General features: G+C 59.1%; 23 protein-coding genes and 1 tRNA gene. 10 read left to right on the top strand and 14 right to left on the bottom strand.

Features of this window, described 5'->3' with window-relative positions; translation table 11 throughout:
- Positions 1 to 22: 22 nt before the first annotated feature.
- Positions 23 to 502 carry an NUDIX domain-containing protein gene (locus ACZ5RI_RS00780; protein WP_464514212.1) on the bottom strand — a complete coding sequence of 160 codons (480 nt, stop codon included), beginning with the start codon at positions 500 to 502 and terminating at the stop codon, positions 23 to 25.
- Positions 503 to 831: 329 nt separating this feature from the next.
- Between ACZ5RI_RS00780 and ACZ5RI_RS00775 the strand changes: the two genes are divergently transcribed.
- Both ACZ5RI_RS00775 and motA read left to right on the top strand, forming a co-directional pair.
- The gene (locus tag ACZ5RI_RS00775) at positions 832 to 1,344 is read left to right on the top strand and encodes a response regulator (RefSeq protein WP_464514211.1); all 513 of its coding nucleotides are present in this window, start codon (positions 832 to 834) and stop codon (positions 1,342 to 1,344) included.
- A 116-nt stretch (positions 1,345 to 1,460) separates the two neighbouring features.
- Positions 1,461 to 2,333 (top strand): flagellar motor stator protein MotA, encoded by an 873-nt coding sequence (gene motA / locus ACZ5RI_RS00770; protein WP_464514210.1) that lies wholly within the window; start codon positions 1,461 to 1,463, stop codon positions 2,331 to 2,333.
- Positions 2,334 to 2,369: 36 nt separating this feature from the next.
- Here the strand turns inward: motA and ACZ5RI_RS00765 are convergent, their stop codons facing one another.
- The gene (locus ACZ5RI_RS00765; protein ID WP_464514209.1) at positions 2,370 to 3,680 is read right to left on the bottom strand and encodes an ArsB/NhaD family transporter; all 1,311 of its coding nucleotides are present in this window, start codon (positions 3,678 to 3,680) and stop codon (positions 2,370 to 2,372) included.
- Between the two features lie 72 nt (positions 3,681 to 3,752).
- On the opposite strand from ACZ5RI_RS00765, the gene ACZ5RI_RS00760 reads away from it, so the two are divergent.
- A complete protein-coding gene (locus ACZ5RI_RS00760) occupies positions 3,753 to 4,085 on the top strand; it encodes a DUF1491 family protein (RefSeq protein WP_464514208.1) in 333 nt (110 codons plus the stop codon).
- A 40-nt stretch (positions 4,086 to 4,125) separates the two neighbouring features.
- Here ACZ5RI_RS00760 and ACZ5RI_RS00755 read toward each other — a convergent pair whose 3' ends face one another.
- The 11 genes from ACZ5RI_RS00755 to ACZ5RI_RS00705 all read right to left on the bottom strand — a co-directional run bounded on the left by ACZ5RI_RS00755 (position 4,126) and on the right by ACZ5RI_RS00705 (position 14,022).
- Complete coding sequence (locus ACZ5RI_RS00755; RefSeq protein WP_464514207.1) at positions 4,126 to 4,512, bottom strand: hypothetical protein; 387 nt, start codon at positions 4,510 to 4,512, stop codon at positions 4,126 to 4,128.
- 28 nt (positions 4,513 to 4,540) lie between these two features.
- Complete coding sequence (locus ACZ5RI_RS00750; RefSeq protein ID WP_464514206.1) at positions 4,541 to 5,566, bottom strand: aldo/keto reductase; 1,026 nt, start codon at positions 5,564 to 5,566, stop codon at positions 4,541 to 4,543.
- Positions 5,567 to 5,679: 113 nt separating this feature from the next.
- Positions 5,680 to 6,777, bottom strand: a complete 1,098-nt coding sequence (locus tag ACZ5RI_RS00745; RefSeq protein ID WP_464514205.1) for an OmpA family protein — start codon at positions 6,775 to 6,777, stop codon at positions 5,680 to 5,682.
- Positions 6,778 to 6,936: 159 nt separating this feature from the next.
- A complete protein-coding gene (locus tag ACZ5RI_RS00740) occupies positions 6,937 to 7,617 on the bottom strand; it encodes a class I SAM-dependent methyltransferase (protein ID WP_464514204.1) in 681 nt (226 codons plus the stop codon).
- Positions 7,618 to 7,627: 10 nt separating this feature from the next.
- Entirely contained in the window at positions 7,628 to 8,842 is a 1,215-nt protein-coding gene (locus ACZ5RI_RS00735) for a BtaA family protein (RefSeq protein ID WP_464514203.1), read from the bottom strand.
- Positions 8,843 to 8,970: 128 nt separating this feature from the next.
- Entirely contained in the window at positions 8,971 to 10,332 is a 1,362-nt protein-coding gene (gene tig, locus ACZ5RI_RS00730) for a trigger factor (RefSeq protein ID WP_464514202.1), read from the bottom strand.
- 105 nt (positions 10,333 to 10,437) lie between these two features.
- A tRNA-Leu gene (locus ACZ5RI_RS00725) sits at positions 10,438 to 10,521 on the bottom strand.
- A 243-nt stretch (positions 10,522 to 10,764) separates the two neighbouring features.
- The gene (locus ACZ5RI_RS00720) at positions 10,765 to 11,304 is read right to left on the bottom strand and encodes an N-acetyltransferase family protein (protein ID WP_464514201.1); all 540 of its coding nucleotides are present in this window, start codon (positions 11,302 to 11,304) and stop codon (positions 10,765 to 10,767) included.
- Between the two features lie 7 nt (positions 11,305 to 11,311).
- Positions 11,312 to 11,953, bottom strand: a complete 642-nt coding sequence (locus ACZ5RI_RS00715) for an NUDIX hydrolase (RefSeq protein WP_464514200.1) — start codon at positions 11,951 to 11,953, stop codon at positions 11,312 to 11,314.
- Positions 11,950 to 13,455, bottom strand: a complete 1,506-nt coding sequence (locus ACZ5RI_RS00710; RefSeq protein ID WP_464514199.1) for an NAD(P)H-hydrate dehydratase — start codon at positions 13,453 to 13,455, stop codon at positions 11,950 to 11,952. Before ACZ5RI_RS00710 ends, ACZ5RI_RS00715 begins: the two co-directional genes overlap by 4 nt.
- A gap of 18 nt (positions 13,456 to 13,473) precedes the next feature.
- Positions 13,474 to 14,022: a histidine phosphatase family protein gene (locus ACZ5RI_RS00705; RefSeq protein ID WP_464514198.1), complete on the bottom strand. Its 549-nt coding sequence runs from the start codon at positions 14,020 to 14,022 to the stop codon at positions 13,474 to 13,476.
- 332 nt (positions 14,023 to 14,354) lie between these two features.
- On the opposite strand from ACZ5RI_RS00705, the gene ACZ5RI_RS00700 reads away from it, so the two are divergent.
- The 3 genes from ACZ5RI_RS00700 to ACZ5RI_RS00690 all read left to right on the top strand — a co-directional run bounded on the left by ACZ5RI_RS00700 (position 14,355) and on the right by ACZ5RI_RS00690 (position 16,990).
- A complete protein-coding gene (locus ACZ5RI_RS00700) occupies positions 14,355 to 14,693 on the top strand; it encodes a P-II family nitrogen regulator (protein ID WP_464514197.1) in 339 nt (112 codons plus the stop codon).
- A 56-nt stretch (positions 14,694 to 14,749) separates the two neighbouring features.
- Positions 14,750 to 16,159, top strand: coding sequence for a type I glutamate--ammonia ligase (gene glnA / locus ACZ5RI_RS00695; RefSeq protein WP_464514196.1), 1,410 nt, complete (start codon positions 14,750 to 14,752; stop codon positions 16,157 to 16,159).
- 162 nt (positions 16,160 to 16,321) lie between these two features.
- Positions 16,322 to 16,990: a DUF1349 domain-containing protein gene (locus ACZ5RI_RS00690; protein WP_464514195.1), complete on the top strand. Its 669-nt coding sequence runs from the start codon at positions 16,322 to 16,324 to the stop codon at positions 16,988 to 16,990.
- Between the two features lie 48 nt (positions 16,991 to 17,038).
- Here ACZ5RI_RS00690 and ACZ5RI_RS00685 read toward each other — a convergent pair whose 3' ends face one another.
- On the bottom strand, positions 17,039 to 18,478 hold the full coding sequence (locus ACZ5RI_RS00685) for a sensor histidine kinase (protein ID WP_464514194.1): 1,440 nt from the start codon (positions 18,476 to 18,478) through the stop codon (positions 17,039 to 17,041).
- A 539-nt stretch (positions 18,479 to 19,017) separates the two neighbouring features.
- On the opposite strand from ACZ5RI_RS00685, the gene parE reads away from it, so the two are divergent.
- From parE to ACZ5RI_RS00665, 4 genes are all read left to right on the top strand, one after another.
- Entirely contained in the window at positions 19,018 to 20,991 is a 1,974-nt protein-coding gene (gene parE, locus ACZ5RI_RS00680; protein WP_464514193.1) for a DNA topoisomerase IV subunit B, read from the top strand.
- A gap of 131 nt (positions 20,992 to 21,122) precedes the next feature.
- Positions 21,123 to 23,909: a DNA gyrase subunit A gene (gyrA, locus tag ACZ5RI_RS00675; protein WP_464514192.1), complete on the top strand. Its 2,787-nt coding sequence runs from the start codon at positions 21,123 to 21,125 to the stop codon at positions 23,907 to 23,909.
- Positions 23,910 to 23,919: 10 nt separating this feature from the next.
- Positions 23,920 to 24,441, top strand: a complete 522-nt coding sequence (gene coaD, locus ACZ5RI_RS00670; RefSeq protein ID WP_464514191.1) for a pantetheine-phosphate adenylyltransferase — start codon at positions 23,920 to 23,922, stop codon at positions 24,439 to 24,441.
- Positions 24,425 to 24,913 carry a peptidylprolyl isomerase gene (locus ACZ5RI_RS00665; protein WP_464514190.1) on the top strand — a complete coding sequence of 163 codons (489 nt, stop codon included), beginning with the start codon at positions 24,425 to 24,427 and terminating at the stop codon, positions 24,911 to 24,913. Before coaD ends, ACZ5RI_RS00665 begins: the two co-directional genes overlap by 17 nt.
- Positions 24,914 to 24,943 lie beyond the last annotated feature (30 nt).

The following is a 24,943-nucleotide window of genomic DNA, read 5'->3' as shown; positions in this document are numbered from 1 at the left end:
CGGCGCGTCAAATGCAAGACCATTACCAGTGTGCCGGCGGTGACATTTGCGTCAGATACTCAGTAAGGCGGCGGCGGGTCGCCGCGCCGGTGCCTGTGGGGGGCGCGGCGGGGTCGGCCAGCTGGCAGCCGCGAATTTCCAGGCTGGGTTTGAAGGTGAACTCTGCTTCAGCCAGCCGATAGAGCAGCACATGGTTGGTGGTGAGGCCGGAGCGCTGGGTCAGAACCCCGACCAGCCGTGGTGGGGCGCTATGGGTCAGGCCGATTTCCTCGTGCATCTCACGCAATACGGCTGCGGCCGGGGGCTCGCCGCGGTCAACACCGCCGCCGGGCAGGTGCCAGCCGGGCAGATAGCTGTGACGGACCAGCACAATCTTGCCCCCGCATTCGACCAGTGCGCTAACCCCGACGGTGGTCGGGCAGCTGATGGCCCGGCAGGTCAGATAAAGCGGTTGTACCCGGCGCCAAAGCCAATGCCACAGGTTGCTTTTGGGGGCTGTCATTTGCCGCCACCGTTTACGGGGAATGGGACACGAGGTGTGTTTTCTAGCATGGGTGGTGCAGGTGCCTGGTTATGGTGGTCCATCTATCCGCTTTACGGTTGCAAAATGGGCTTGGCGCGGTGTGCCAGATCGGTTACTTTTTAATTAATCTGTGTTCTCTGCGTCGCTTTTAAAAGATGCGCAGGGCCAGTTTTCGGTCTTTTCTTTTTGTATAGCAAGCATGCCGGTTCGCTGGGGCATAGGATTTCTATGTCGGGTGTCTGGTACGGTAAAATGTATTTTCTATCTATCTTCGAACGGCGTATTGGGGCCGTCACTCGTGAGTTAAAATGTTAGAAGCTGTACCCACCCTTTGTTCTTTACGGGCGCTGATCGCCGGCACAAATGCGCCGCGGCGGGCCTTGCTGCAGTCGCTGTTGTCGGCTTTTGGTTTGACCCAGCTCTATTCGGCCGCTGACAGCGATGAGGCCTGTGCGTTGGTGCGTACGGTCCGGCCGAACGTGATGATTGTCAGTCTGGGACTTGGCCCCGAAGATGGCATCGGCTTTGCCCGCCATCTGCGGCATGATGAAATGAGTCCCAACCCCTATATTCCGATTATTATGGTGCTCGATCCGGCAGAGCAGTGCCGGATTCCTGCCGCCCGTGATGCCGGGGTGAATGCCGTGCTGGCCGCCCCGATTACCGCGCAGAACCTGCAGGAGCATCTGATCGAGATTATCGAAAACCCGCGCCCCTATATCCGGGTGGGCAGCTATTTCGGCCCCGATCGGCGGCGCGCGCCTCGCGAACAGGTTGTACCGTATGGCGATATGTGCCGGAAAGACAATTTTGCCGCGTAATGCTTAATGCTTTTTCGTCGCAGTGTGCCTAAGTTATGGTAAATCGTTAGGCGGTCTTTAAAGCCTTGTCGCTATAATTCGCCCCATGATTTCAGGTAGGGGCGTCGTTAGCTTACATGTTACAGATTGGCGGATTTATATTCTTGCTCGTTTGCGTGTTCGGCGGTTTCATTATCTCCGGCGGCAAAATCTCGATCATTCTTGAAGCCTTGCCGCATGAAATGATGACCATTGGCGGCGGCGCGGTTGCGGGGTTTCTGATCGGCGGCTCGATGTCCTCGATCAAGAAACTGGCCGGCGACCTGTCGAAGATCTTTTCCGGGCCGAAGTGGAAGGCCAAGGATTATCACGCCCTGCTCAGCCTTTTGTTTCAGCTCACCAAGCTGATGAAGACCAAGGGGCTGATCGCGCTGGAAAGCCATATCGAAAAGCCGTCGGAATCACCGATTTTTCGGCACTATCCCCGTGTGCTGAAAGACCATTTCGCCCTCGATTTCATTTGCGACACGCTGCGCATGATGACGATGAGCCTGGAAGACCCGCTGCAGGTCGAAGCGGCGATGGAGAAACAGCTCGAAAAGCACCATCACGAAGCCCTGACCATTGCCGATGCGCTGCAGACCATGGCCGACGCCTTGCCGGCGCTGGGTATTGTTGCCGCCGTCATGGGCGTGATCAAGACCATGGCTGCCATTACCGAGCCACCGGAAATTCTTGGTGGCATGATTGGCTCGGCGCTGGTCGGCACCTTCCTCGGCGTGTTCCTCGCCTATGGTGTGGTCGGCCCGTTGAGCGTGCGCCTGCGCGCGATTGTCGATGAAGAATCGCATTTCTATCATGTGATCCGCGATATTCTGGTCGCCCATCTGCATGGCAACGCGGCGCAGATCTCGGTCGAAATCGGCCGTGGTTCGGTGCCGTCGGAACTGCAGCCCAGCTTCACCGAGCTGGAGCAGGAACTCAACAATATCCCGCGTGAAAATGGCTAAGACTATTTAGTGCCACGAAAAAAGCGGGGCACTGCTTTAGAAATAGCGCCACAGGATATAGACCTGACAGATGGCGATGCTGACCAGCATCATCGGCAGCGCCATCAGCGTAAAGATGCTGAAGCGGAAATTCACCCCGGCTTTTTCTGCCTCGCCCGCCACCACAAGATTGGCGCTTGCCCCGATCAGAGTGCCGTTGCCACCCAGGCAGGCCCCCAGGGCCAGTGACCACCATACGGGCTCCATATGGGTGACATCGCCCAGGGTTGGGGCCATATCTTTCAACAGCGGGATCATGGTGGCGACAAAGGGAATGTTGTCGATGATGGCCGAGGCCAGCGCTGACAGCCACAGAACCCCGGTTGCCGTCAGTTTCAGGTCGCCGCCGGTGGCATGGGTCAGCCCCCGCGCCAGCATGGCGATCAGGCCGGTTTTCTCGACCGCGCCGATCACGATGAACAGGCCGATGAAGAAGAAAATGGTGACCCATTCGACATCTTTCAGCACGCCGATGATGTTCTCGTTCTGGCGGTGCGGCTTGTACGGCAAATTGTCGATCAGCAGCATCAGCGCCGCCCCGAACAGCGCGATGGTTCCGGCGTGCAGATTAAACATCTCGCCCACGGCAAAGGCTGCGATAATCGCCATCAGCATAACCACCGAAATGGCGAACATGCGGTGGTCGGTGATTTCTTTTCTGGCATCCAGCGCCATCACGGCGGCTTTGTCTGCAGCCCGCGCCTGGAGTTTGCGGCCCCAGATCAAATGGTTGATGATCAGCTGAACCACCAGCACAATCACCGCCACCGGCGCCATGTGGATCAGAAAATCGTTGAAATTGAGATGCGTGGTTGAACCGATCAGAATATTGGGCGGATCACCGATTTCGGTCGCGGCACCGCCGATATTGCTGGCAAAGATTTCCGCGAACAAAAACGGGTAGGGCGGCACCCGTAAGTGGCGGCAGATTCCCATCGTTACCGGCACCACCAGCAGAACTGTGGTGACATTATCAAGCCCGGCAGAAAGCAGCGCGGTAATCAGTGCCAGGCTAACCAGAATGCCCGCCGGATTGCCGCGCGCGGTCTGTGCGGCCTTGATGGCGAGATATTCGAACAGGCCGCTTTTGCGGGCCACACCAACCACAATCATCATGCCAGCCAGAAAGCCTATGGTGTTGAAGTCGATCGCCCGGATTGCCTCGTCCTGGTCTAAGACGCCGATCAGCACCAAGAGCGCGCCGCCGAGCAGCGCCGCCACTGCGCGGTTGACCTTCTCGCTGATGATCAGCGCGTAAACGGCGATCAGTACGGCGGCTGCGCTGTAAAAGGCGACGGGTCCGGTCATAGTCACTCCTGCTGGTGCACTATTCCCGGTGAGGCGTGACACAGGCAAGCAAAACCGGATAAACTTTGCGCTATGATCCCGCGTCTCAAACCCGGAATATTCGTCCGTGCCCTGATCCGCCGCGCTGAAGTGGCCGGTGCACAGGGTTATGTTGCCTGCAAAGGCACCGAAGAAGCCGGTGCGGTTTTCATCAAAATCAACCGGCTGGATGGCACCTGCGTGGTACTAAGCCAGGCGCGCGCCGGGGAAGGCGAGCTGGTGTGGATGCGGCCTTTGGGCGAATCCTGCGATGAAGAGCGGGCCAGCAGCTATTTTGAAAAGCAAAAGCGCTTTGATCCCGATCTGTGGATTATCGAGATCGAGGATCGTCAGGGTCGCCCCTTCGTTGACGAAAAAATCGTCTAAGGGGCAACCATCGTCGGACTCCTTGCGGGTACGCGCGGGGCTAGTGAATCTTCACCAGCGCTTTGCAATAGAAGGCATCCTGCAGCAGGCCTTTGGGCTTTTTCGGATCACGCATCTTAAAGAACAGGATCTGGCGTTCGTTATCGGCGCAGACCTGTGCCAGCCGATCGGGGCTGGCCACCGCACCGCAGACGATTTTGCCGTTATAGAAGGTTTGTTTCAGTGGCCAGCTTTGATAGGTGCCGTCGCCCATACCCTGATTGAAGACGCCATCGGCACCGACTGTCTGGGTGTAGTTGGCATCCTTGTCCCCGCGGCAGATCGCGCTCCAGAACGGGGCGGCGCTTGTCGCCCCGGCGGCCGAGATCGCCATCCCGAAGGTGGACAGTGCCACCCCGGTAATGGCGAAGACCAGACGATGTTTCATGACAGGCTCCTGACAAATCCCCGCGGCCCTATTTGGGCATGCGGTCACGGGTTTGGCGCTGCACCATCCAGCCGGGATATTCCGGCTTCAAGGCGCTGACGGCATCCAGTGCATCTCGTTCTGCCGCCGACAGTTCGATATCGCTGGCGGCCAGATTGTCTTTCAGCTGCGTTTCGGTCTTGACCCCGATCAGCACCGAGGTGACGGCAGGCTGCGCCAAGAGCCAGGCCAGTGCAATGCGCGCTGGGCTGGCGTGGTGGCGCGCTGCAATCGGGCGCAAAACCTCGACGATTTTCCAGACCTGCTCTTTATCCACAGGGGGGAAGTCAAAGTTGCTGCGGCGGGCATCGGCGGGATTTTTCGCCCCCGGACCAAAGCGGCCCGACAGGATGCCGCCGGCCAGCGGACTCCATACCATCAGGCCAAGCTTCTGATCGGTCAGCAGGGGAATAACCTCGCGTTCGACATCGCGCCCGGCCAGTGAATAATAGGCCTGCAAGGTTTCGAGCCGTGCCCAGCCGTGTTTCTCTGCAATCGCTTCGGCCTGCATGATTTTCCACGCCTGCCAGTTGGAGCAGCCGACATAGCGTGCCCAGCCCTGGTTCACGACATGGTTCAGGGCGCGCATGGTTTCTTCGACCGGGGTCTGCTGGTCCTGAGCATGGATCTGATAGAGATCGATATAATCCAGCTGCAGCCGCTCCAGACTGCGTTGCAGTGAATCCAGAATATGCCCGCGTGACGCGCCGACATCGTTCGGCCCGGTGCCAAAGCGGCCATAGACTTTGGTGGCGATCACAACATCGGAGCGTTTGACGCCAATTTCCCTGAGCGCCGTGCCCAGCAGGGTTTCGGCGATGCCATAGGAATAGATATCTGCAGTATCAATGAAATTGATGCCGGCTTCCAGCGCCTGCGCCACGATGGTGGTCACGTCGCTTTGCTGCAATTTTCCGACATGGCCGAAGAACGAGCCTTCGCCGCCAAACGTCATGGTACCGAGGCAAAGCTCCGAGACAAATAACCCGGTCGAACCCAACTTGCGATAGCGCATCCCGTCACCCTTATCGATAATCCTCGCCGTCTATCTTACGGCGTGATGGTGATGGCACAAATACAAAAGGCGGGCACTTGAGCCCGCCTTTTGCGTCAAAAGCTATGTTGAGGTTATTTGCCCAGATCGATCACCGCACGGCGGTTTTGTGGTTCCTTCACATCCTTACCGGTGGGGACCAGCAAATCGTGGAAGCCTTTGCCCTCCACCGCGATGGAATCCGACGTCAGACCTTGCTCGGTCATGGCGGCTTTGACCGCATCGGCGCGCTTCTGCGACAGCGTGACATTGAATTGGTCGCCGCCGACTGTATCGGTGTGGCCAACCACGTGAATTCGGACAAAGCCATTGGATTTGGCCGTCTTAACCGCCGCGGCAATGATTTGTTGGGCCTGATCAGTCAGATCGGCTTTGGCAAAGTCGAAGAACACGACATAGCTTGTCACCGGCGGTGGCGGCGGGGCCACTGGGGGCGGTGGCGGCGGTGGTGGGGCTGCGGCTATCGGCGTGGCCTTGGGTGGTTCGGCCGGGCTGTTAAAGAAATAGCGGATGCCCAGCAGCACGACATGGTCGTGCAGCGCATGGACCTTGCCCACCGTGTCATAGCCGCTGCTGGTATAATAGCGCGTGCCATATTCATCGTCATCGACCTGCAGCCCGCGGAAGCGGTAATTGCCGAACAGTTCGAAATGCGGTGACAGGGTGTAATTGGCTTCGGCGATCAACTGCCATTGCGGTGCGGTCTTTTTATCGTCGATCCGGTTGTTGGTGCTGGACGAATTGGCGTTGCCGGTAATCTTGATGTTGCCCGTACCAAAGCCGATGCCGGCTCCCAGCGCCAGGCCAAGCCGTTTGCTGTAATCGAATTCGTACAGGGCGTTGACCATCCCACCGAGGATGGTGGCGTGACCGGAAAACTCGCCCTTGCCGGCATTATGATAGGTGTAATTGAATTCGCCTTCGAGCCGCCAATGATTGTCAAAGCGATAGCCGGCGTCGACAAGCGCGATGGCGTTATCATCAGTGGATAAATATTTGCGCTGCCATTGAGCGCCGCTAACATCAATCCGGACGGTATCAAGGCCGTCCCAGCCCGCCGCGATGCCGACATAGGGGCCCCTGGCCTCACCGGCCGATGCCTGACCCGTCCAGGCTAAACCTGAAAGCGCCAGCAAGGCCGCGCAGCTTAATGCTGTCGAACGGATTTTCATGTTTATCCTCGTGCTTGGGTTCCAAAACGAACGCATTCACACGACGGCAGGCGACAAATACGCCTTATAACGCCCGACAAACGCCAGCCGCTCACGGGGAATACCCTACCACTTCCGATTGTTATTGAAAGCGGTGACGCCTTTTAGCGCGTATTTGGCTTAAGGCTGTGACAGCCCTGCCACAGCGGAAAACAGTTCTGTTGCCTCAGCTTTGTCAATGTCGAGCACAAAGGCGTAGCGGCCCGGCAGCAGGCGCAGCGTTCCGGCAGGGGCTGGGGCAAAGGCGGTCAGAAGCTCGGCCCTGGGCGCAACATGAAACAGTTTGAGCCATGCCATCAGCACGCTGCGGCCCACCGCGCCTAGACCGGTCAGGTCGGCAAAATCGACGGCATGCAGCATGCCACTTTCGCCGAGGGCGGCCAGTGCGGCGGTAACCGAGGCGCGCCAATCCGGGATCATCGACAGGCTGTAGGAAAACAGCGCGTGATCGAATGGGCTGGTCAGGCCAAAGGTCGCGGGCGTCATTTCTTCAGCATAGCCCTGGGCCAGATGAATGCGGTGGCTTAAACCGGCATGCTGGATAGCGGCGCTGGCGGTTTTGAGCATCTCGGCCGAGGCGTCGAGGCCGAACAGCTCGGCCTCGGTGTAGCGCCGGGCGATTTTGATCAGATTGCGCCCGGTACCACAGCCAATTTCGACCAGCTTTGCCCCGGCGGGTAAATTCAGCTCACGGATCAAGCTGTCACGCCCGAACAGATAATATTTGCGGGTCATATTGTAGATGAAACGCTGGTGACGATAGATGCGGTCCATCAGTGCGGCGTGATCGGCGTCATGCATGGCTTTAAGATCAGCCCCGGGTATAGATGTGGAAGCCGCCATAGATCGACGAGCGGTCCTGGGCGTGGAAGGCGCGGCTTTTTTCCGCGTCGTAATGCCAGGGGGCCAGGACGTCTGGCGGCAGCATATCGGGTAGCGGGCTGTCTGGTCCGGCGGTGCGGAAGATCACGCGCGCATCTTTGGCGTCGGCCACCCGGTCGATTTCCCGCCACAGGGCGGTGAATTGTTCGGCGTTCATCCAATCCTGCGCATCAAGCAGCACAAAGCGATGCAGCGAATGATCGGGCTGGGTCTTCAGATAATCGGTGAACATGGCATGGTGGACTTCCACCTTGTTTGTCCGCTCACGGATGTCTTCATAGACCTCACGGCGCAGGTATGCCGGCACCGCAACACGCAATTCGGTGTCATAGCCGCGGCCAAAGGCCTGCCAGGCAAAATAATTGTTCCGGATCGGGAAATCGCAGGCCAGTCGCTCGACCCGTTCGCGCAACACCGCAATCGGGTCGCCGCCATAGGCTGCCACCAGCGCATCATACTGGGCTGGCGGAATCCCCAGCGCATAAAGCGAAATCGGGCTCTTGGCCAGAAACTGGATGGTCTTATCATTGAACAGCGGGGCAATCTGGCGTTCAAAAATCCGGCGTTGTTCGGCCGGGGTCTTCGCCGCCAGGATCGGCTCCAGATGCTTGCCGTGCAGCTTGGCCACCGCATGTAATAAGCCGATGAAGCGACCGAGCAGGCCATAACGGTACAGGTTGCGGGCGAACATATTGATCCGCCGCCCATGCAGGAAGATGCGCTTCTGCCAATAGGCGCGGGTTTCTTCATCCAGCACCGATGACAGATAGCGGTCAAACAGTGCTGCATTGCGCTTGTCGTTGGCGGAACCGAAAAAGCGGAAGAAATCCTCGTAGGTCGGCAGATTCTTGAGCGCGGCCAGTTTGAGCCGGGTCAGCGCGATATGATTGGGGTTGAGATCGATGGCGATAATCGCCGCCGGGTCTGCTGCCAGATAATTCAGCACATTGCAGCCGCCCGACGCGATGGTGATCAACCGGTGATGGCTGTTCAGCTCCAGCGCGGCCAGATCGACATCCGGGTCTTCCCAGATCTGGTTGTAGACGAAGCCCTGAAACATCAGGGTAAACAGGCGCTCTAAGGCACCCCGTTTGGTGGCGGCCGGCTTATGCAGCGCGGCACGCTTTAACAGATGATTGGTCATCCTTGTAGTCGAACCTATCGGCGGCAGTTCGCTTCTAGGCTCGCTGCCGTTCTCGTGCAACCGGATAAAAAATCCCCCGGCCTTGAAAAGGCCGGGGGATGCGAAAAATTATTTTATCTTAAGATGCCTCAAGCGGTCTTCAGCTTCTCGGCGGCATCATCGGGATCCAGCATCAGGATGTCTTTCGACACCGGCTTGTCGGTGATTTCGGCCAACTCGGCGATGAAATCGACGACCTTGTCTTCGAAGATCGGCGCGCGCAGCTCGGCCTGGGCCTGCTGGTTACGGGCATAATATTCAAAGACCTGCTTTTCCTGACCGGGGAAGGCACGGGCCCGTTCGGTCAGGGCGCGCTGCAATTCCTCGTTGGTGACGGTCAGGCTGTTCTGCTCGCCGATGCGGGCCAGCACCAGGCCGAGACGCACGCGGCGTTCCGCAATGGTACGGTACTCCGCCTTAAGCTCGTCTTCGGACTTGCCTTCGTCTTCAGCCTTCTTGCCTTCGCGCTTGAGCTCTTCCTCAACCGCGTTCCAGATACCGGTGAATTCGCTTTCCACCATGGTCGGCGGCAGCTCGAAGCTGTGGGCAGAATCCAGCGCATCGAGGATGCGGCGCTTCAGATGGGTGCGGCTGGCAGCGGCAAATTCGCGCTTGAGTTGATCGCGGATGCGATCCTTCAGCACGGCCAGTGACTCCAGACCGAACTTCTTGGCCATTTCGTCGTCGATCGGGGCATCTTCCGGCGCCTGCACGTCCTTGACGGTCACGACGAAGACGGCGTCTTTGCCAGCCAGCTTGGGCTCGCCATAATCGGCCGGGAAGGTGACCTTGACGTCGCGCGTCTCGTCAGCCTTGGCACCGATCAGCTGCTCTTCAAAGCCGGGGATCAGCTGCTTGGAGCCGAGCACCAGGTTGAAATCATCGGCCTTGCCGCCTTCGAATTCGACGCCGTCAACGGAACCGACAAAATCGATCACGACATTGTCTTTTTCCTGAGCGGCATCGCCTTCGGCGCGGTCGTTGAAGGTGCGGGTCTGTTCGGCAAAGCGGGCAATCGCTTCATCGACATCGGCATCGCCCACTTCGGCGGTCAGGCGCTCAACTTTGATCTGGGCGGCATCGCACAGCTCGAATTCGGGCATCAGGTCGATCAGGACCTTGAATTCCAGGTCGGCCTTGCCATCGATCACGGCGGCAATATCACCCACCGGTTCGACGCGCGGCGGGAAAGCCGGCTTCAGGCCATTGTCCGCGACAACCTTCTGGCTGCCTTCGTTGACGGCCTCTTCCAGCACTTCGCCCATCATCGACTTGCCATAGGTCTTTTTGACATAGGACGACGGAACCTTGCCGGGGCGGAAGCCTTTGATGTTGAGGCGCGGCTTGACTTCCTCGACCTTGCCGGTCAGGCGCTGGTCAAGATCGCTCGCGGCGATGATGACGGAATATTCGCGACGCAACCCTTCGGAAACGGTCTCGGTAATCTGCATTTTTCTATCCTAACTTCCTCAATCCGACACAAAGCGGCTTGCCAGCCATAAGATCTTGTAAAAACCCGCCGCGAGTAATCGCGGCCTGCCGACGTGGTCGAAGGCTGGTGCGGGCGAAGGGACTTGAACCCCCACGACTTTCGTCACTGGAACCTAAATCCAGCGCGTCTACCATTCCGCCACGCCCGCATACGGGCCCCATGCCTACCGTAACGGCCTGGGTTTGTTAAGACTAGGCCGCTACGACAAGGGAAGGGCGCCCCTATATCAGGGGTTTGACCCCGCCGCTAGAGTGCAATTCAGCCCGCAAGGCGGATTCGGGGGCTTAACCACATAAATAGCCTGCAGGGAGGGGAAATTTCGCCCAGCCTGGGTGCTTGCCGGCCGATTCGGCTCACCATCTGCGGGTGGCGATGATATAAATATTCGCCTTCAGGGTGTTTGCGTCGGCGGTTCTGCGAACATTTTGGGCGAGATCGCCCGTTCGAACCAGGCCACATCCCAGAAGCGGTCGAATTTACGCCCGACCTCTTTCATTTCACCGATCAGCTTAAAGCCCATCGCGACATGCAGCGCCACCGAGGCGTCGTTTGGCATGGTCACCACACCATAGGCGCGGTGGACATCCTCGCGACTGATCGCCTCAAGCAGGGTGCGGTACAGCATGCGGCCCAAACCCAGCCCCATTGCGTCGGGGGCCAGATAAATGGTGGTTTCGACCGTGGTTTCATAGGCCGCTTTGGTCCGGAACGGGCTGGTATTAGCCCAGCCGACCACCACGCCATCACGTTCGGCGACAAAGGCCTGATAGCGCCCGCTGGGGCCGATTTTGGCAAACCAGTGCCGCCGCAGCTCCAGCGTCTGGGGTTCCAGATCGAAGGTCGTCGGGGTGTTTTCGATGTAATGGTTATAGATCGCCAGAATGACCGGCAGATCGGCCTCGCTCATACGGCGCACGACGATTCGGCTCATAATCCCCTCAATCGAAATCGGTTGGCAGCTCTGGATGCTGCGTATGCTCATACAGCCGCAGGATCTGGCTTGCCAAGACGCGCGAGGTCGATAGTTCGGGCAGCGCATCGATCGGGAAAAATTTTGCGTCGCCGGTCTCGCCTTCGGTTTTTGGTGCCGGGCCGATCTCGTCACACAAGAAGAAAAACTTATAAATATGAAAGGGATAGGGCTCGGTATGCCCGGCTTTATCCCGGTCGCAGACGATGGCAAGTTTGGTGGTGCGCACCAACAGGCCGGCCTCCTCCTGCATTTCGCGGATAGCATTTTCCGACGGGGTCAGATTCACATCGGCCCAGCCCCCCGGCAGTGTCCAGCGGCCACCATCAATCAGTTCGCTGACCAAAAGCACCTCGCGCCCGCGAAACACCGCCGCGCGGGTATCGACCTTGGGGGTGGCATAGCCGAGCTCGCTCTTGAACAGGGCTTCAACCCTCTCAGGATCGGTGCCGGAATAGGCCCCCATCATGCGGGCGGCCAGTTCGCGCATCTGCTCATAGCGCTCGGTATCGTACAGATTGTGGGAGTAGGTGATGCCGACTTGCGCAATCGCTTGCAGTTCCCGCGCCCAGGTCAGCCATTGCGGGGTGGTTTCGGAAGTAATCGTCACAAGGTCTCTCCATAAAGACGGCGCAACACCGCCGGCAGTGTTTCGGGAAGGTCTTCGGCAATCAGCCCGGGGCCAAATTCCCGTGCTGCTGCGCCGTGCAGCCAGGCACCCGCAGCGGCGGCCAGAAATACCGGCATATGCTGGGCCAGTAAGCCACCAATAAAGCCCGCCAGCACATCGCCCGCCCCGGCGGTGGCGAGGGTGGGCGGGGCATTGGTGCAGATGGTGGCGCTGCCATCGGGGGCGGCAATCACAGTGTCGGGCCCTTTGAGCAGCAGCACAGCCCCGGCGGTTCGGGCGGCCTGACGGGCGGCGCCCAGCTTCCCGGTGCCGTCCTGCTGGCAGCGATCGAGCAGGCCGGGAAACAAACGCTCGAACTCGCCATCGTGGGGGGTGAGCACGCAGTTTGGATGAAGTCCGGCAAACAAGGTGGTCGGGTCGTCGGCAAACACGCTCAAGGCATCGGCGTCGAGCACGGTGGCTGCTCCACTGGCCAGCACGGCGGCGGTCAGCGCCCGGGTTGTTTCGTTTAATCCACAGCCCGGACCGATGATGGTGGCATTGAAGCGCTTGTCGGTCAGGATGTGCGCCAGCCCGGCCGGATCATCAAAGGATTTCAGCATGATGGCGGTTGCGTGGGCAGCATTGATTGCCATCGCGTCGGTCGGGCTGGCGATGCTGACCAGCCCCGCCCCCACGCGTAAGGCCGCACGTGCCGCCATGCGCGCCGCACCGGTGGCATAGGCAGGCCCGCTTACCACCAGGGTATGGCCGCGGCTATATTTATATCCCAGGGGATCGGGGCGGGGGATGGCGGCTGACCACAGATCCGGGGTGTTTTCCTGCAGCGGCGGTTTGGGGCCGATCGTGCCGATAGCTGATTCGGCGATGCCAATGTCCGCAACCTCGATCTGCCCGCAGTAAAGCCGCCCCGGCATCAGCACATGGGCCGGCTTCTTGCGAAAGAATGTCACAGTCCGGTCGGCGCGGACAAAGCCGTCGCCCAGCGGTTTGCCGCTGTCGCCAGCGATGCCGCTGGGGATATCCACCGCCACAATCGCGGGGCGCGGTGTCAGGGCATTTAATGCCTGGACCGTTTCCAGCGCAGGCCCACTTAAGGGGCGGGTAAGGCCGACGCCAAACAGCGCATCAATCACCAGTTCGGCCCCCGCCAGCACCGTCGGCGAAAGCGGATGAACCGGGCCTTTCCAGCGCGCGGCATTGCTGGCGGCATCCCCTTTGAGGGCAGTTTTAGCCCCCAGCAGGGCCAGAGTAACGGACCAGCCGGCCTCGACCAGCTGACGGGCGATCACAAAGCCGTCGCCGCCATTATTGCCCGGCCCGCACAGAATGACGGTGCGGCGCGGGCTGTAGCGGGTGCGAAGGGTTCTGGTGATGGCGCTGCCAGCGTTTTCCATCAGTTCAAGGGTCGGCGTACCGTGGCTGGCGGTAAAATGGTCGGCGGCGTAAATCTCCGCCACAGTCAGAATTTCCGTGTGCATGGCACCCTATGGGCGGCTTCACAGCGTTCTGGTTGCCGCCTGTCGGCCCAGTTCAACCAATTTCAGCGCGCCACTTTCAACATCGACGATGCTAATCGATGCGTTGTCCGGCTGAAAGACCGTTGTGCGCGCATCCTCCATGGCGGCGGCCACAATCATATTAATGACAACAAAATGCGAGATAATCACCGCATCGCGGTCAAGGCGGAGGAGTTTGCTTAAGCATTCACGCCGCCAGGTGGCCTGAAAGGGCAAAGCCGCGTCCCAGTTGCCTTTCATGAAGTTTTTAAGCCAGGCCTCGCGATTATAGGTCGCTGCGTCGGGCAGCGGCATCAGGGTGAGGGTTTCGTCGATGGCGGGGGCTGTCATCCAGCGTCGGGCCAGTGGTGCGGCGGTTTCTATGGCGCGGCGCTGCGGGCTGCTGATCAGCATCATGCGGGGCTGACTGCCGAGCAGATCGGCGACGCCTTCGGCCTGAATCTGGCCGACCTCATCCAGGGCCGGGTTTTCGATGAAGCCGACGCCCTCTTCGGTCCGTGCGTTACGAACGAGGTAAAACCGCGTCATTTTAGCCCGCCCTTCATCTCTGGGGTCATGCGGTGAATGCTGCTATTTTAGAGAGATCAAATCTGTATAACCCCTATAACGGGAACTGTCTTTGCTGTTTCTATTCCTAATATCTTAAAATGCACTTTACTGTTGCACAGTCCCGTCGCAAGAAATGTGATTGTTTTCTGTGCAGACGCCTTAAAAATGGGCGGCATCTATACAAAAATGGGGCAAATGGTAAATAAGTTGCTGAATTTATTTGTGATTAAGTCCTTAATTGTTGGCATAACCCCTGCTACGGACGGCGAGGTGCGCTGTAACCTTACGGGGCTGCGCGAAGGAGCACGAGAATGAAAAAGATCGAAGCGATTATTAAGCCGTTCAAGCTCGACGAGGTGAAGGAAGCGCTGCAGGAGGTGGGTGTCCAGGGTATTACGGTGACGGAGGCCAAGGGGTTCGGCCGTCAAAAGGGGCACACAGAACTCTATCGCGGTGCCGAGTATGTCGTGGACTTCCTGCCCAAAGTGAAGATCGAGATCATCATTGGCGACGACCGCCTGGAAGCCTCGGTGGATGCCATTCAGAAGGCTGCGCGCACTGGTCGCATCGGCGACGGTAAGATATTCGTCCTCAATGTTGAGGAAGCCATCCGCATCCGTACCGGCGAGACCGGGGCGGACGCCATCTAATAAGGCCGCCTGCGGCACGTGTAGATAAACATCACAAAGGGGAAAGACCGACTACTATGGCTAATGCACAAAGCATTCTGTCTCTTATTAAGGCAGAAGAGATTAAGTACGTCGACCTGCGCTTCACTGATCCCAAGGGCAAGTGGCAGCATGTTACGTTCGACCTGTCTGTGGTCGACGAAGAATTCCTGACCGAAGGCACGATGTTCGACGGTTCGTCGATCGCCGGCTGGAAGGCCATCAATGAGTCGGACATGATTCTGGTGCCCGATTGTTCGACTGCGGTTGTCGATCCGTTCTTTGCCGACAAGACCCTGGCCATCACCTGCGACATCGTCGAGCCGACCACGGGCGAGCGTTATGCGCGCGATCCGCGTGCCATCGCCAAGAACGCCGAAGATTATCTGAAGTCCACCGGGCTGGGCGATACCGCCTTCTTTGGCCCGGAAGCTGAATTCTTCATCTTCGACGACGTGCGTTTCGAAGCGACGATGAACAAGTGCTTCTATTATATCGACTCGAAGGAAGGCGCCTACAACACCGGCACCGAATATGAAGGTGGCAACCTTGGTCACCGTCCGTCGGTCAAGGGCGGCTATTTCCCGGTTCCGCCGGTTGATGGCTCTCAGGATATCCGCGCCGAAATGCTCGCTATTATGGGCGAAATGGGCATCGGGCCAGAGAAGCACCATCATGAAGTGGCGACCGCGCAGCATGAGCTGGGCACCAAGTTTGCGCCGCTGGTCAAGATGGCCGACAACATGCAGATCTATAAGTATGTTGTGCATCAGGTTGCCAATTCGTTCGGTAAGACGGCGACCTTCATGCCGAAGCCGGTTTATGGCGACAATGGTTCGGGCATGCACGTCCATCAGTCGATCTGGAAGGCGGGCAAGCCGCTGTTCGCTGGTAACGGTTATGCCGATCTGTCGGAAATGGCCCTGTATTACATCGGCGGCATCATCAAGCACGCCAAGGCCATCAACGCCTTCACCAACTCGCTGACCAACTCTTACAAGCGTCTGATCCCCGGCTTTGAAGCCCCGGTCCTGCTGGCCTATTCGGCCCGCAACCGTTCGGCCTCCTGCCGCATTCCGTTCGGCTCGGGCCCCAAGGCCAAGCGCGTTGAAGTGCGCTTCCCGGATGCTGGTTCGAACCCGTACCTGGCCTTTGCCGCCATGCTGATGGCCGGCCTCGACGGTATCGAGAACAAGATCCACCCCGGCGATCCGATGGACAAGGACCTGTATGCCTTGCCGCCGGAAGAGCTCAAGCAGATCCCGACCGTGTGCGGTTCGCTGCGCGAAGCCCTCGACAGTCTGGCCGCCGACAACGCCTTCCTCAAGAAGGGCGGCGTCTTCAGCCAGGACTTCATCGATAGCTATATCGAACTGAAGTACAACGAAGTCTATGCGTTCGAGCACACCCCGCATCCGATCGAATTCAAGATGTATTATTCGGTCTGAGGTCACTCGGATTTTGCCAAATCAGGGGCGCGGCATCTGCCGCGCCCCTTTTTTTCGCCTGTGGACGCCTGCTGCACGGATCGCGCTTTACGGTTGAAAGGTGTAGGCTCAGACGCAACGCGCGCTCAAAAGATCGCAAAGACACGCGCCACTGGGGGGATCATGCGTCATTTCCTGTTATCGCTTGCTGTTGCGGGCGTTCTTGCCGTTCCGGTTATGGCGGCGGGCTCTGCGCAGACGCTCGCGGCGCTGCCTGCGGCGCTTGAATACCGTAATCCCCCGGTGCAGTGGAAGGTGACCGGGCCTGACCGTTTCACCATCACGGCCCCTGCGCATAGCAACTGGTTCATATCACCGTTTGATTTGGGCCGGGTGGATAGCGCGCCGACGCTGCTGTTTCATGCCCCCGAAGATTTCATCCTCAGCGCTAAGATTTCGCTGACGCCGCTGTCGCGCTGGGATTCCGGGGCGTTGGCCCTGTATGTCGATAAAGATCACTGGGCCAAACTGTGTCTGGAAACGCCGCAAGGCGATGGCCATTTGTCGGTGGTCATGGTGGTCACCAATGGCGCTTCGGATGACAGCTATTCGATTCCGGCAGCGGGCCACGCGCTGTATCTGAAAATCGCCCGGCAGGGCCCCGGCGTCACGTTTTTTGCGTCCGAAGATGGCAAAATCTGGCAGATGGTCCGGGCTTTCCGGCTATCCCCCAGTCAGGATCTACAGGCCGGTTTTCTGGCCCAGTCCCCGACAGGTAATGGTATTGCGGTGGATTTTTCCGAGCTGCGCTACAGCACGGCACCGGTGAAGAACCTGTTCACCGGGCAGTAGCCCACTCTGCATTACGGGCAAAACGCCCCGATACTTTCACGTGCGGCCCTAATTGAGGGTCGATTTATTAATGGCGCTGAGCGGTGGCTCGGCTGGCAGCACGATATAGGTGCGGCAGCCATTGCCATATTCGCTTTCGATCCAGGCCCGTCCGCCATGCAGTTCGGTCAGGCCCCGCACCAGCGCCAGGCCCAGCCCTGTGCCGCCCGCCTGGCGGTCATAGCGGTTATCGACCTGGCTGAAGGGGACGAAGATCTTGTCGAGCTTTTCGCGGGGAATGCCCGGTCCGTTATCCTCGCAGCAGATCTGAAATTCGCCCCGGGGCGAGCGGCTGGCCGAAACCTTGAGGATGCCGCCATCCGGGGTAAATTTCACTGAGTTGGAAACGACATTGATCAGGATCTGCTTGATCGCGCGTTCGTCGGCATACAGCGGCGGCACATCCGGCGTGATCGAAATGATCAGCTGCTGATGCTTTTCGCGCGCTTTGGCCCCGACCAGTTTGAGGGCGACATCGAAGGTGTGCTGTGGGTCGAGCGGGTGGGGCGCAATCTCCATCCGACCGGCCTCAATCTTGGCGACATCCAGGAGATCGTTGATCAGGCTGAGTAAGTGCGCGCCGGAGGAATGAATGTCGCCTGCATATTCCTTATAACGGTCCGAACCGACCGGGCCGAAACATTCCCCGGCGATGATTTCAGAGAACCCTAAAATAGCGTTGAGCGGTGTGCGCAGCTCGTGGCTCATATTGGCCAGAAAAGCCGTTTTGGAGGCGTTGGCGGTTTCGGCTTCAAACCGCTTGCGCAGGGCATCATCGCGGGTGATCTCGATCTCGCGCGCCATGTCTTCAACCTGAAACCGTAAGCGCGAATCCTCGTCCAGCCGATGCATCAGGCGGCGGCCATCGACCAGCAGCTGGGCCCCGAACACCGGAATGACGATGGCAATACCGGTATCGACCGCACTGTCGCCCAATAAAAAACGCACCGCCGCCATCACCGTCATCGGGATCAGGCTGGCCAAAAACATGTCCATATGGCTGGAGCGGCTGACCACCAGCATCGCCAGCGTCGCCAGCGTGACGCCACCCAGAAACAGATGGTTGATCGAATCCCCCGGCGTCCACAAGAGCCAGGGCATCAGGCCCCAGGCAAAGCTGATACTCGCCTGCATGGCGACAATGCGCGAGAACCATGGCCGGGTACGGTCATATTCGGCGCTTTCGGCCGTGTCATATTGGTAGATCGACACCACCGAGGCCGAGAGAATCATTGTTGCCGAGACAATGACCGGGACAAAAACCGCCGTGTTGAAATTGACATGGCCAAACAGCCCGCAGCTATCCGAGCCGAGCCAGGCAATCGCCAGAGCCCAGAATGGCGAGGAAAGTCGCGATGATCGAACGGTTTGCGAAGTAAGATCGAGCTGCGAACGTAATACACGTACGTCTGTGCTTCGCTGGCTGCGCAAACGCTTAAGATATTTCACAGCCTTTCCCCCTTGCTGTTTGCCAATATTGTGTTCGTCAAATAAAACGGCAAATACGCCCAGCAGGAAAAGATTTTAGCGATTTCTACCGGGGCAAGGAATATTTATCTGTGACCTTGCCCCACATTTTTGCCCAAATTCGTCATATTGCCTAATACCTTCTTGCGCGGCCTTTAAACGCACAGCGTGCACCCATTGTTATGCGTGCACTGTGATACTCAATCTGTGGGTGTGTCAATGCCGTGTGGCGTGTCCGTTTAGCCCTGATTTTTCCCGTATACGGATAATGCCCACAGCTCGGATGGGATGGGTGCGTTGGGCTGCTGGCATCAGGCCCCCGAGTTCGGTATATCCCAAGGATGAAGTTTGGGGCGGGGCTGTAACGGCCCCGGTCCCGCGAAGGGTGCAGGTTTTGGCGCGGCAAACACGCTAGATTGGTCCCTGGTCGATTCGGGCCGGATTTGGGGCCGGTTCTTTAGGCCAGATCCCGCGTTTGATCCGCACCTTGAAATGTCGAGATGTCTGCAAGTTAGGCGAATATGACGAAAGCACAACCGGAAGATCTGTTTCAGCCGACGTCGGGGCGCGGCGGCGGCTATACCGCCAAGGATATTGAGGTTCTGGAGGGGTTGGAGCCGGTGCGCCGTCGTCCCGGTATGTATGTCGGCGGCACCGACAGTGCCGCGATGCATCATCTGGCGGCAGAAATCCTCGACAATGCTATGGACGAAGCGGTCGCCGGTCACGCCAGCCGCATCGAGATCGAATGCATGCTCGATGATGTGCTGGTCGTCCGTGATAACGGCCGTGGTATCCCGATTGATGCCCATCCCAAGTTCAAGGACAAATCGGCGCTCGAGGTCATCATGACCACGCTGCATGCCGGCGGTAAGTTCGGCGGCAAGGCCTATCAGACCTCGGGCGGTCTGCACGGCGTCGGCTCGTCGGTGGTCAACGCTTTGTCGGAATGGATGGATGTCGAAGTGGCGCGCGAAAAGCGCGGCTACAAGATGCGCTTTGAACGTGGCAAGGCCATCGGCAAATTGCAGGATATGGGTGGGGCCAACTGGCGCGGCACCCGTGTCAGCTTCAAGCCTGACATCCAGATCTTCGGCAAGGAACTGCATTTCTCGCCCAATAAGCTCTATCGCATGGCCAAGTCGAAGGCCTATCTGTTCCGCGGCGTTGAAATCCGCTGGAAATGCGATCCCGCCCTGATCAAGGACGATACCCCGGCGGAAGACCGGTTGATGTTCCCCGGCGGTCTGGCCGACTGCCTGCAAGGTGAAATCGGCACCCAGACGACGGTGACCGAGCGGATGTTCTCGGGGCGGACCGAGGCCCGCGATGGTGAAGGTTCGGTGGAATGGGCGGTTGCCTGGCTGCCTGATGCTGATGCCATGATGCTGTCCTATTGTAACACCATCCCCACGCCACAGGGCGGCACGCATGAACAGGGCCTGCGCAATGCGCTGACCCGGGCGTTACGCTCCTATGGCGAGCGGGCCAATAACCGCAAGACTACGCTGATTACCCCGGATGATGTGCTGGCGTCCTGTTCGGCCATGTTGTCGGTGTTCATTCGGGAGCCCGAGTTTCAGGGCCAGACCAAGGAGAAGCTCTCGACCGTCGAGGCGCAGAAGCTGGTCGAAAATGTGGTGCGTGATCATTTCGAGCATTGGCTGGCCGAAAGCCCGGCTGAGGCAGATAAGCTGCTGGAATTCGCCATTGATCGTGCCGAAGAACGGCTTAAGCGCAAACAGGAAAAGGACGTTTCCCGTAAAACCGCGACGCGCAAGCTGCGTCTGCCCGGCAAGCTGGCGGACTGTTCCCGTAGCGAAGCCGCGGGTACGGAGATTTTCCTGGTCGAGGGCGACAGCGCCGGTGGTTCTGCCAAACAGGCGCGTGATCGGGCCACCCAGGCGGTGCTGCCGCTGCGGGGCAAGATCCTTAACGTGGCCTCGGCTGCGGCCGGTAAGCTGGCTCAGAACCAGGAACTGACCGATCTGGTGCAGGCGATGGGCTGTGGTGTCGGCGATAAATACCGCGACGAAGATCTGCGCTATGATCGCATCATCGTCATGACCGATGCCGACGTCGATGGCGCCCATATCGCCTCGCTGTTGCTGACCTTCTTCTACCGGGAGATTCCCGGTTTGATTGATGGTGGGCATTTGTTTCTGGCCATGCCGCCGCTTTATCGCTTAAGCCATGGTGGCAAGACCCTCTATGCCCGCGATGACGACCACAAGGCGGAACTCTTGAAATCGGCCTTCAAGTCAAACGCTAAGGTTGAGGTTTCACGCTTTAAGGGCTTGGGTGAGATGATGCCGGCCCAGCTTAAGGAAACCACCATGAAGCGGGGCACACGGACCTTGATCCGTGTCGATATCGCCGATGAACAGCGTGACGAGACCGAAGCCATGGTCGAACGCCTGATGGGAAAAAAACCCGAACTGCGCTTTCAGTTCATCCAGGAGAACGCCAGCTTCGTCACCGATGTGGACGTTTAAACCCGTTCAGACGAAAATGCCTGCCAGCCCATAGGCTAATCCCCATCTTTTGCTGGCCGAATCGCCCGTAAAAATGCTAGGAACAGCCGCCGTTTCTCGTATCCCGAAGCGGCTCTTTCAAGGACCGGAATTTGACCGAAGATCTGCCGCCATCGACCCCGCCCGTGTCGAACCTGCCCACCCCGCCCGCGGGGTCGAATGTGTCCCCCATCGCCATCGAGGACGAGCTGAAGCGCTCCTATCTCGACTATGCGATGAGCGTGATCGTTTCGCGCGCCCTGCCTGATGCGCGTGACGGTTTGAAGCCGGTGCATCGGCGCATCATTTTTTCGATGCACGAAAACGGCTATGACTGGAACAAGGCCTATCGCAAGTGCGCCCGCGTTGTCGGTGACGTGCTCGGTAAATACCATCCCCACGGCGACTCCTCGGTCTATGACGCTTTGGTGCGTATGGCGCAGAGTTTTTCGATGCGCGCCCCACTGGCCGATGGCCAGGGTAACTTTGGCTCGGTCGACGGCGATCCGGCCGCCGCCATGCGGTATACCGAAATCCGGCGTTCGAAGATTTCCCATGCGCTGACAGATGATCTCGACAAAGATACCGTCGATTTCATGGACAATTATGACGGCTCGGAACAAGAGCCGATCGTGATGCCGGCGCGCTTCCCCAATCTTCTGGTCAATGGTGCCGGTGGTATCGCCGTCGGTATGGCGACCAATGTGCCGCCCCATAATCTGGGCGAAGTGGTTGATGCCTGTCTGGCCTATATCGAAGATCCGTCGATCGGCATGGATGTGCTGACCGAAATCGTTCCGGGGCCGGACTTTCCCACCGGTGGTCTGATCATCGGTCGGGCGGCGGCGCGCAATGCGCTGGCCCGCGGTCGTGGTTCGATCCTTATGCGGGCCTGTTGCGAGATTGAGGAGATCCGTAAGGATCGCTTCGCCATCATCGTCACCGAGATCCCCTATCAGGTCAACAAATCGCGCATGATCGAGCGGATTGCCGAACTGGTGCGCGATAAGCGCGTCGAAGGCATTTCCGATATTCGCGACGAAAGCGATCGCCACGGTATGCGCGTGGTGATCGAGCTTAAGCGCGATGCCTCGGGCGAAGTGGTGCTGAACCAGCTTTACCGCTATTCCGAGCTGCAGGTCAGCTTCGGCGTCAACATGCTGGCGCTGAACGATGGCCGCCCGCTGTTGATGAACCTCAAGGACCTCATCGTCTGCTTCGTGGCCTTCCGCGAGGAAGTGGTTTCCCGCCGCACCAAGTTCCTGCTCGGCAAGGCGCGCGATCGCGCCCATGTCTTGGCCGGTCTGGCACTGGCGGTGGCCAATATCGACGAAGTGATTGCGCTGATCCGCGCCGCGCCGAACGCCAATGTGGCGCGCGAACAGTTGATGGCCCGGGCCTGGCCGGCGCGGGATGTTGCCCCGCTGGTGCTGCTGATCGCCGATCCGCGCTCGGTTCTGGCCGAGGATGGCACGCTGCATCTGACCGAGGAACAGGCCAAGGCCATTCTTGATCTGCGGCTGCAGCGCCTGACCGCCTTAGGGCGCGATGAAATCGGCGAAGAGGTCAAAAAACTCTCCGAAGAAATTCGCGATTATCTTGATATCCTGCGCAATCGGGATCGCATCCTGACCATCGTCAAGGACGAGCTGGTCGCCGTGCGGGCCGAGTTTGCCACCCCGCGTCTGACCCAGCTGATCGACGCCGATGTCGAGCTGGAAGACGAAGCGCTGATCGAACGCGAAGATGTGGCGATCACCGTCACCCATGGCGGCTATATCAAGCGCACCCCGCTGGCGGAATACCGCGTGCAGGGCCGTGGCGGTAAGGGCCGCTCGGGCATGAATACGCGGGACGAGGATTTTGTCACCAACCTGTTCGTGGCATCCACCCATGCGCCGCTGGTGTTCTTCTCCTCGACCGGTATGGCCTACAAGCTCAAGGTCTGGCGCCTGCCCGACGCGCCGATTACCGGCCGTGGCAAGGCGATGGTCAATCTGTTGCCGCTGTCCGATGGCGAACGCATCGCCACCATTCTGCCCTTGCCGGAAGACGAAACCCAGTGGGAGAAGTTCCACGTCGTTTTCGCCACCAAATCGGGCAATGTGCGCCGCAATGAACTGTCCGACTTTGTTTCGATCAACAAGGCCGGCAAGATCGCCATGAAACTGTCTGAAGGCGACGCCATCGTCGGGGTGCAGCTGTGCACCGAGGCCGATGACGTGCTGCTGACCACGCACCGTGGCAAAGCGATCCGTTTCCCGCTGTCTGACATCCGCGTCTTCAAAGGCCGTGAATCAACCGGCGTGCGTGGCATCAAGCTGGCGGACGGTGATGAAATCGTCAGTCTGGCCCTGATCCACCATTCCGATGCCACCCCTGCCGAATCCCGCGCCTATCTCAAACAGGCCAGCGCCCTGCGCCGTGCCGCAGGCGAGGAAACCGATGATGTGGTGATCGACGAGCCCGAGGAGAACGGCGAAGAAGCCGTGCTGACGGCTGAGCGCTATGCCACGCTGGGGGCGGGCGAACAGTTCCTGCTCACCCTGTCGGAAGAAGGTTTTGGCAAGCGCTCCAGCACCTATGAATACCGTGTCACGGGCCGTGGCGGCTCGGGCATTGTGGCCATGGGGATGGGCAAGAAAAACACCGCCATCATCGCGTCGTTCCCGGTCGAGGAAGGCGATGACCTTATGCTGATCAGCAATGCCGGTCAGACCATTCGTGTGCCGGTCAGGGACATCAGCTTCCAGGGCCGTGCTGCGCAGGGCGTGACGGTGTTCCGCGTTGATGACGAGGAACGCGTGGTCTCGGTTGAGCGCATTGCCGATGTTTCCGGCGATGACACTGACGCGGCGCCCGATGACGCGGGCGGCGATGTTCCTAATGCAAACACCTAACGGTTAAATCATGGCACTCAAACGCATTGGCGTTTACCCCGGGACCTTTGATCCACCCACCATCGGGCATCTCGATATCATTGCCCGCGCGGTGCGGCTGGTCGATAAGCTGGTGATCGGGGTTGCCACCAACGCCGCCAAGACGCCTCTGTTCACGTTGGACGAACGTGTCGAGATGATCCGGGTTGAGGTTGCAAAATGGGGTAAGTCCGTCGAAATAAAGCCGTTCTCCGGTCTGCTGGTCGAATTTGCCCGCGCCCAAAAGGCCGGGGTAATCGTGCGGGGCTTGCGCGCCGTCTCGGACTTCGAATACGAATTCCAGATGGTTGGCATGAACCAGAAGCTGGCGCCGGATATCGAGACACTGTTCCTGATGGCCGATCCGCGCCATCAGGCCATTGCCTCACGGCTGGTCAAGGAAATCGCCATGTTGGGGGGCAATGTTTCTGCCTTTACGACCCCGCGTGTGGCCAAACTGTTGAAACAGCGCTGTAAGGCGCTTGGGGAGAAGAGAGATGGCGCAAGAGCCTGAAAACACGCTGATTATGGAACTGAAGACCGGCGCGGTCACCATTGCCCTGCGCCCTGATCTGGCGCCCAGTCATGTCGCCCGCGTCAAGGAGCTGGCGCGGTCCGGCTTCTATGATGGCGTGGTGTTCCACCGGGTCATCCCCGGCTTTATGGCCCAGACCGGCGATCCGACCGGCACCGGCATGGGCGGCTCCAAGCTCGCCGACCTCAAGGCCGAATTCTCGGCCGAGCACCACAAGCGTGGCACCTGCTCGATGGCGCGGTCTTCCAGCCCGCACAGCGCCAACAGCCAGTTCTTCATCTGCTTTGCCGATGCGCCGTGGCTTGATCGCCAGTACAGCGTGTGGGGCGAGGTGGTCGATGGCATGGAGCATATCGATGCCATCAAAAAAGGTTCAGAACATAATAACGGTGCCATCGAAGGCGAGCCGGACAAGATTGTCCGTATGCGGATTGCGGCCGATCCGGCCTGATCTGTCTGCAGCTGAGATATAGAAAAAAGG

The sequence above is a fragment of the Micropepsis pineolensis genome, from assembly GCF_055392125.1.
This window is presented reverse-complemented; position numbering and strand designations above follow the sequence as displayed.

Excerpts from the sequence above, each read along its gene's own strand:
- ACZ5RI_RS00780 (WP_464514212.1), bottom strand. The coding sequence starts at position 502 with ATGACAGCCCCCAAAAGCAACCTGTGGCATTGGCTTTGGCGCCGGGTA.
- ACZ5RI_RS00775 (WP_464514211.1), top strand. The coding sequence starts at position 832 with ATGTTAGAAGCTGTACCCACCCTTTGTTCTTTACGGGCGCTGATCGCC.
- motA (WP_464514210.1), top strand. The coding sequence starts at position 1,461 with ATGTTACAGATTGGCGGATTTATATTCTTGCTCGTTTGCGTGTTCGGC.
- ACZ5RI_RS00765 (WP_464514209.1), bottom strand. The coding sequence starts at position 3,680 with ATGACCGGACCCGTCGCCTTTTACAGCGCAGCCGCCGTACTGATCGCC.
- ACZ5RI_RS00760 (WP_464514208.1), top strand. The coding sequence starts at position 3,753 with ATGATCCCGCGTCTCAAACCCGGAATATTCGTCCGTGCCCTGATCCGC.
- ACZ5RI_RS00755 (WP_464514207.1), bottom strand. The coding sequence starts at position 4,512 with ATGAAACATCGTCTGGTCTTCGCCATTACCGGGGTGGCACTGTCCACC.
- ACZ5RI_RS00750 (WP_464514206.1), bottom strand. The coding sequence starts at position 5,566 with ATGCGCTATCGCAAGTTGGGTTCGACCGGGTTATTTGTCTCGGAGCTT.
- ACZ5RI_RS00745 (WP_464514205.1), bottom strand. The coding sequence starts at position 6,777 with ATGAAAATCCGTTCGACAGCATTAAGCTGCGCGGCCTTGCTGGCGCTT.
- ACZ5RI_RS00740 (WP_464514204.1), bottom strand. The coding sequence starts at position 7,617 with ATGCATGACGCCGATCACGCCGCACTGATGGACCGCATCTATCGTCAC.
- ACZ5RI_RS00735 (WP_464514203.1), bottom strand. The coding sequence starts at position 8,842 with ATGACCAATCATCTGTTAAAGCGTGCCGCGCTGCATAAGCCGGCCGCC.
- tig (WP_464514202.1), bottom strand. The coding sequence starts at position 10,332 with ATGCAGATTACCGAGACCGTTTCCGAAGGGTTGCGTCGCGAATATTCC.
- ACZ5RI_RS00720 (WP_464514201.1), bottom strand. The coding sequence starts at position 11,304 with ATGAGCCGAATCGTCGTGCGCCGTATGAGCGAGGCCGATCTGCCGGTC.
- ACZ5RI_RS00710 (WP_464514199.1), bottom strand. The coding sequence starts at position 13,455 with ATGCACACGGAAATTCTGACTGTGGCGGAGATTTACGCCGCCGACCAT.
- ACZ5RI_RS00705 (WP_464514198.1), bottom strand. The coding sequence starts at position 14,022 with ATGACGCGGTTTTACCTCGTTCGTAACGCACGGACCGAAGAGGGCGTC.
- ACZ5RI_RS00700 (WP_464514197.1), top strand. The coding sequence starts at position 14,355 with ATGAAAAAGATCGAAGCGATTATTAAGCCGTTCAAGCTCGACGAGGTG.
- glnA (WP_464514196.1), top strand. The coding sequence starts at position 14,750 with ATGGCTAATGCACAAAGCATTCTGTCTCTTATTAAGGCAGAAGAGATT.
- ACZ5RI_RS00690 (WP_464514195.1), top strand. The coding sequence starts at position 16,322 with ATGCGTCATTTCCTGTTATCGCTTGCTGTTGCGGGCGTTCTTGCCGTT.
- parE (WP_464514193.1), top strand. The coding sequence starts at position 19,018 with ATGACGAAAGCACAACCGGAAGATCTGTTTCAGCCGACGTCGGGGCGC.
- coaD (WP_464514191.1), top strand. The coding sequence starts at position 23,920 with ATGGCACTCAAACGCATTGGCGTTTACCCCGGGACCTTTGATCCACCC.
- ACZ5RI_RS00665 (WP_464514190.1), top strand. The coding sequence starts at position 24,425 with ATGGCGCAAGAGCCTGAAAACACGCTGATTATGGAACTGAAGACCGGC.